This is a genomic window from Micromonospora yasonensis, from assembly GCF_026013475.1.
Taxonomy (GTDB): Bacteria; Actinomycetota; Actinomycetes; order Mycobacteriales; family Micromonosporaceae; genus Micromonospora; species Micromonospora yasonensis.
Genome location: NZ_JAPDPH010000310.1, coordinates 1 through 6912, shown reverse-complemented (window position 1 = coordinate 6912; position 6912 = coordinate 1). Strand labels below are relative to the sequence as shown.

4 protein-coding genes are annotated in these 6912 nt (G+C 67.4%); 2 read left to right on the top strand and 2 right to left on the bottom strand.

Features of this window, described 5'->3' with window-relative positions:
- Positions 1-38: 38 nt before the first annotated feature.
- Positions 39-2702 carry a M14 family metallopeptidase gene (locus tag ONA70_RS33685; protein ID WP_265010525.1) on the bottom strand — a complete coding sequence of 888 codons (2664 nt, stop codon included), beginning with the start codon at positions 2700-2702 and terminating at the stop codon, positions 39-41.
- Positions 2703-3448: 746 nt separating this feature from the next.
- Between ONA70_RS33685 and ONA70_RS33680 the strand changes: the two genes are divergently transcribed.
- Entirely contained in the window at positions 3449-5137 is a 1689-nt protein-coding gene (locus tag ONA70_RS33680) for an LVIVD repeat-containing protein (protein ID WP_265010524.1), read from the top strand.
- An 83-nt stretch (positions 5138-5220) separates the two neighbouring features.
- On the opposite strand, the gene ONA70_RS33675 is transcribed toward ONA70_RS33680, so the two are convergent.
- Positions 5221-5892: a DUF305 domain-containing protein gene (locus tag ONA70_RS33675; protein ID WP_265010523.1), complete on the bottom strand. Its 672-nt coding sequence runs from the start codon at positions 5890-5892 to the stop codon at positions 5221-5223.
- Positions 5893-6234: 342 nt separating this feature from the next.
- On the opposite strand from ONA70_RS33675, the gene ONA70_RS33670 reads away from it, so the two are divergent.
- A partial coding sequence (locus ONA70_RS33670; protein ID WP_265010522.1) for a VIT1/CCC1 transporter family protein occupies positions 6235-6912 on the top strand: 678 nt, incomplete at its 3' end.

The following is a 6912-nucleotide window of genomic DNA, read 5'->3' as shown; positions in this document are numbered from 1 at the left end:
TGGACCGTTGCCGGCCCACCCCGCCTCGACGCACGAGGCTATCGCCCGAGCCGCTGGAACTGCTCCGACGTGAGCTTCTGCGACGGACCGTGGTACATTGCGTTGAAGACCATCTTCCCCTCGCCGCGGTTCCAGGTGCGGAACGCGATCTCGCTGCCGAAGGTCACGAGGTAGCCGCTGCCCACGGTCCAGGACAGACCGTTGACGGCACCGTTGAGGTGCTCGCCGCCGATCAGCCAGCCGCTCTGCAGCTGCTCGCCGCTGTCCGGGTATTTGGCCACGACCTTGACCGGATACTTGTTGGGGTCGATGAGCCGGTAGGCGCGGTCGCCATCGAACCAGACCGGGTTCTTCGGGTTCATCCCGTAGCCGACCGGGTCGTTGGCGTCGATCTCCTGGCTGAGCAGGGAGCCGGGACAGTAGAAGACCGTCTCCTCGCTGGGCAGGATCGACTCGATCGGCAGCTCGAACAGCTGCTGCGCGGTGTTCGACCCGCTGCCGAACGCGATCAGCGTACCGCCGCTGGTGACGAAGTTCCGCAGCTTGTTCCAGCCGTCCTCGCCGACGCCGAACGCCCAGCTCCACTCCTGCGGGTAGTTGTTGCGGTTCAGCCCGTTGACGATGGAGTTCCGGCTGACGCCGTGCGGCATGACGATGGCGTCGAACCGACCGGAGAGGTTGTCGTAGTCGTTCGCCTCGACGATTTTGTAGTCCACCTCGTACTGGTCGAACATGAACATCAGCCAGCCCGACTGGATGTTGTTCGCCGGCTTCAGCAGGCCGATCTTGGTGCCCGCCTTGAGCTGCGCGCCGGCGACCGGCGGCACGGCCGAGAGGGCCGAGACCGGAATGCCGGTGTCGCGGGCCTGGTCCTGCAGGATCTGCCGGGCCGCGTCGGTCGGCGGCACGATGAAGGTGCCGGCCGGGAAGGTGCGAGCGCCGTCGGTGAACTGCGCGCCGGCCCGGAAGGTCGCGATGCCCTGTTTCTGCAGCCGGGAGATGATCCGGTAGACGCCGTACGACTCGGGGCCGATGACGTAGGCGCCGGTGGGCGACGGCGGCGTCGGCATCGTGATCTGGGGCGGCTTGATCTCGGTGAGCAGCTTGGTGCTGACCGAGATCGAGTCGGTGACCAGGTCGGCGGTGAAACCGAGCATCATCGGCAGGGTCTGCGCGGTCACGTCGTAGGGCCGCTGCGGCGGGCCGCCGGGGTACTGGAGCAGGTGCGGGTAATTTTGCTTCTCGAGCAGCGTCTTGGCGAACCCGCCGTAGGGCTGGTTCAGGAAGATGACGTACGACCCCGTCGGGTACTGCTTGCCGCCCGCGGTGAACGCGGCCTGGGCCTGATGGATCTCGACCGCGCCCCGGAACAGGATGTCGAGGGTGTCCTTGACGGCCTGCGGGTCGCGCTGGCCGGCCGCGATGATGTAGGCGCCGGTCCGGTTGGCCCCCTTCACGCCTACTCGATAGAAGTTGTAGAGCCAGTTGAACTTGTCGTAGGCCACGGCCTCGATGCCGGAGTAGAAGCACTGCCCGACGTAGTCGACGATCTGCCGTAGCGTCCAGGTGGTCCGGTCGTACGGCTCGATGAAGCTGATGCTGGATTCCTGGTTGCCGATCGGGCGGGTGCTGACGAACGGGTAGGCCAGGTTGGTGACGCTGGCCGCCTCGGTGAGGATGCGGACGGCGTTGTGGTAGACGCAGTACTGCCGCGACGGCGTCCAGTAGTCGTAGGTCATGCCCCAGCCGGCGCCCTTCATGCCGGCGGCGGTCATGCCCCGCTGCATGGCGAGGCCGAGGACGTCGGTCTGCTGCACCGTGATCGGGTCGATGTTGGGGTCGTACGGCGACAGGTAGGGCGGCGTGAACATCCGCGGCGCGCCCGAGCCGGCCTGGTGCGAGTCCTGCAGTACCTGCGGGTGGTACTTGTTCTGGATCTGTGCCGCCAGGTGGCTCTCGACCTGGGTCAGCATGAACCAGTCGCGGTTGTCGTCGTGACCGCAGTACTTCTGGTAGAGGTCGGGGTAGGTGCGGGAGTAGTTGGTGCCGGCGGTCTTGACGAAGTAATCGTTGACTTTGACGAGGCCGTCCGGGTTCTGGCAGGGCACCATCAGGATGATTAGGTCGTCGAGGATGCTGTCCATGTAGTCGGAGTGCTCGGTGGCGAGGCGGTAGGCCCACTCGATGGTGGCCTGCGAGTTGCCGACCTCGGTCGAGTGGATGCCGGCGTACACCATGTAGAAGGGCTTGCCGGTGCTGGCGAGCTTCTCGGCCTCGGTCGGAGACAACCCGCGGGGGTCGGCCAGCCGGCTGTTGATCTCGATGAGCTGGTCGAGCTTGGCCAGGTTGTTCGGCGAGCTGATGGTGAGCAGGATGTAGGGGTTGCCCTCGGTGGTCTTGCCGACCTCCTCGAACAGCACCCGGTTGCTGCTGTCGGCGATGAGCTTGAAGTACGGGACCATCTTGTCCCAGGTCGCGAGATTGCCGTCGGATCCGATCCGGAAGCCGAAGTACTTCTCGGGGGTGGGGATCGTGGCGGCCCGTTCGGCCGCGGCCTGCACATCGAGGGCGGGAGCCGCTACCGGTTGGGCCGAGGCGGCGCCGGGGCGGACCACCGTCGCCGTGGCGGCCGCGGCGCCGGCCACTGCGGCACCTCGGAGCAATGTCCGGCGGGACAGGCTGGAACTCTCACTGATCGTCATCTTTGCGTCGCCTTTCGCGGGGCCGCGTTTGTCGCGGCCGGTTTCTGCCACGGAGACAGCCGTCTCCGCTCCGCTGCTTCGGGGCCTCCTTTCTGAATCCGCAGCGCCACGTCCCGGCACATCGCAACGATTGCCGGGATCGCCATCCCGGCCGCTCTCGTCGGCGACGGCAGCTTCGAAACGGGGCCGATCACGCGGCCGAGGCGGGTTTCACGGTCATTGATGTCAGGGACGCGACGAGGGCCGTGGACAGCAGCAACGCGGCTATGCGGCGGCCATGGGATGGGCGGGGGTCGGGGGCACCGCTGCTCCCTTCGAGGGTTGGAAAAGACAGCAATGGAGCGCCGGATCACGGCCGCCGCAGCGGTCCGCCGCGCTGATCCGCAGCGCTCGCCCGGCGATCACGTTCAGCAACCAGTCCCGTGCGAAGTGAATTGCATCGACGCTACGGCGCGGCTCGCGGGCCGCTCATCCGACGAGTGGCGAAATATTCGAGCAGCAGGTCCTACGCCTGTCGCGGCCCGTCCGGCCGCGTGCCTGCGCAAATATGTGCATATCTCGCGGGCTTCTTGACCAATGACCGATCGACGCTACGGTCCTTACCTATACGACGCGCTCCCCACCAGCTGGACGTCGCGTCAGGTCGTTCGATCGGAAGGCGGCATATGACACATCACTTGCGTTCTAGGTCACGTCGGGGGCGGCAAGCGCTCGGCCTGATAGCCGCGGGGCTACTCCTGGTCGGCGTGCTGCCCGGCACGGCTTCGGCGGCGGAGCCGGATCCACGAATCGGACTCGGTGCCGGCTGGCTCGACGCGAAGTCCGCGATCAGCAACCTGGAGCACGTGGCGCACCGCGACAAGCCGGCGGGTTTCGTCGACCCGGCGAACCCGGGTAACGGCGGGTTCTACAACTCGGACCTCGCCTTCAGCGGCAAGTACGCGTTCTCGGGCAACTACAACGGGTTCAACATCGTCGACGTTTCCAACCCCGCCGACCCGACGCTCGTCACCAGCGTCGTGTGCCCCGGTGGGCAGGGCGACCTCTCCGTCTACGGCAACCTGCTGTTCATGTCCGTGGAGGAGACCCGCGGGCGGGTCGACTGTGGCACGAACCCCAACGTCGGCACCCGGTTCCAGGGCGTTCGGGTCTTCGACATCAGCGATGTGCACAACCCGGTACAGGTCGCGGGCGTCCAGCTCTGCCGCGGTTCACACACCCACACTGTGGTGACCGACCCCAAGGACGCCAACAACGTCTACGTCTACGTCTCCGGCACGACCTCGGTGCGGCCGGCTACGACGATGGAGGGTTGCAACAACAACGCCGCGGACGGTGAGAACCCGTCGAGGTGGCGGATCGACGTCATCAAGGTGCCGTTGGCGGCGCCGGAGCAGGCCGCCGTCGTGAACCAGCCGCGGCTGTTCCAGGACCCGCAGACGGGCCGGATCGACGGCCTGCAGAACGGGCCGCAGACGCCCAGGCACCCGTCCGGCAGCACCTGGTCGCCGACGCCGAACACCAACGCCTGCCACGACATCACCGCGTACCCGGAGATCGGGCTGGCCGCCGGCGCGTGCCAGGGCAACGGAATCCTCATCGACATCTCGGACCCGGCCAACCCCCGCCGGATCGATGAGGTCTCCGACCCGAACTTCGCGTACTGGCACTCAGCCACGTTCAACAACGACGGCACCAAGGTGATCTTTACCGACGAGTGGGGCGGTGGTAGCGGTGCCCGCTGCCGCGACACCGACCTCCCGGAGTGGGGCGCCAACGCCATCTTCGACATCGTCGACCGGAAGATGAAGTTCGCCAGCTACTACAAGCTGCCCGTTCCGCAGACGCTGCAGGAGAACTGCGTGGCGCACAACGGGTCGCTGATTCCGGTGCCGGGTCGCGACATCATGATGCAAGCCTGGTACCAGGGCGGCATCTCGGTGTTCGACTTCACCGACTCGAAGAACCCGCACGAGATCGCGTTCTTCGACCGAGGTCCGGTCAGCCCGGAGCGGCTCGTGCTCGGCGGGTTCTGGTCGGCGTACTGGTACAACGGCAACCTCTACGGCAACGAGATCGCCCGCGGCTTCGACGCGTTCAAGCTGACGCCCAGCGAGCACCTGTCGAAGGCGGAGATCCAGGCAGCCTCCGAGGTGCAGCTCGGCCAGTTCAACGCCCAGGGACAGCCGAAGGTCAGCTGGACGCCGAGCTTCGCAGTTGCGCGGTCGCACTACGACCAACTCGTCCGTGCCAACACCCTCGGCCACCCGCTGAAGTCCCAGGTCGACCAGTTCCTGCAGCGGGCTGAGCAGTTCTCCGCCAACGGCCAGCGGGACGCTGCGGTGTCCCAGTTGCAGGAGATCGCCGGCAAGCTGACCGCTTCGGAGCACCAGAAGCTGAAGCAGGCGGTCCTGGACCTGGCGGAATCGCTCTGACCTATCCCTGACCGAAGGGCGCCTCCACTCGAAACCTTCGAGCCGAGGCGCCCTTCACCCTCTCTCCGTCAGCCGGCCGAGCCTCAGCCCATCTTGGCCAGCATCTCCTGCATCCGCTGAATCTCGATGCTCTGGTCGGCGTTGACCTCACGGGCGAACTGGTCGCTCGCCGGCTCGAGCCCACCCCCGGTCGAGTAGAGCTCCTCCACCATCGCCAGTGCACCCTGGTGGTGGCGGATCATGAAGGTGAGGAACAGCCGGTCGAACTCCGCCCCGCGCGCCTGCTTGAGCTGGTTGAGCTGCTCGGCGGTGAGCATCCCGGGCATGAGCTTGTCGTGCCCGGCGTGGCCCCCGTTCGGCCCCGTGCTCGGCACGCTCCGCTCCGTGAGCCACCGCTGCATCCGCTCGATCTCGTCCCGCTGCGACACGTCGATGCGCTTGGCGAGCAGCGTCACGTCCGGATTTGTGGTGCGGCCCTGCAGGAGCGCGGTCATCTCCAGCGCCTGAGCATGGTGCGGGATCATCCCTTGGATGAACAGGCTGTCGGCCGCGGTGAATCCGGGCGGCGAGAGCTGAGAAACGTCGCTCCCCGACAGCGATCTGCCCGGTTGGCCCGGCGCGCCCGGCTGGACCACATGCGAGCTCGGCGGACGGTACGGCGCGTGACTCTCGGGCCAGAGGGCGACGGCCACCCCCGAGCCGACCACGACCGTGGCGACTACGGCTGAGATGATCAGGCGACGAGACAGGGGCATGATTCACGTACCTATCCGAGCTCGAGCTGCGCAGCGGTGAAGGCCATAGTGCCTCATGTCCGTCGCCGTCACCAGGCCGCCAGCCGGCGCGAGCACGGTATTGGTCGCCCCCAACTGTTTCACCATCGTCGGCCCGAGCCCGCCGCCTCCTCCGGCTGCTATCGGATCGGTTGGCCCGGCTGGACATCGTCGCGGACGTCTTCCCGATCGCACCGTCACCGTCGATGCGGAACGGTCTGATGGGCCGTGGTGCGTGTTGGAGGTCAGTTAGGACAGGCTCACCGTCGTAGACGCGACGGCACCGCATTAGTACTGTCGCGTCTACTACTGGAGGTGGATATCGTGACAGTCCTGCAGGTTGAGTACCACCAGCACCACCGCGACGTGACCGGTGGATGGCTGCGGCCCGCGGTGTTCGGCGTGATGGACGGCCTGGTCTCCAACGGCGCGCTCATCGCGGGTGTCGGGGGCGGTGGCGGTGACCCGCACACCATCGTGCTCACCGGGCTGGCCGGCCTGGTCGCCGGGGCTTGTTCGATGGCGACGGGCGAATACACCTCGGTGGCATCCCAGGCCGAGTTGACCCGTGCCGAGATCGCCCGGGAACAGCGGGAACTGGCCGCCCACCCGGATGAGGAACAGGCCGAGCTCGCGGCGCTGTACCGGGCGCGCGGGCTGGACTCCGAGCTGGCGGATCAGGTGGCCGCGCAGCTGTCCCGGGATCCCTCGCAGGCGTGGCGGGTCCATGTGCGGGAGGAGATGGGCATCGACCCGGATGACCTGCCGTCGCCCTGGGTCGCCGCCGCGTCGTCCTTCGCCGCGTTCGCACTGGGGGCGCTCGTGCCCGTGCTGCCATTCCTGATCGGGCTCGGCTCGCTCGCCGCGACGCTCGTGGTGACTGCCGTCGCGCTGTTCGGCGCGGGCGCCGCCGTGGCGCGGCTGACCACGGTGCCCGGCTGGTTCGGCGGGCTGCGCCAGCTCGGCCTTGCCGCAGCTGCCGCGGCCGTCACATACGGGGTC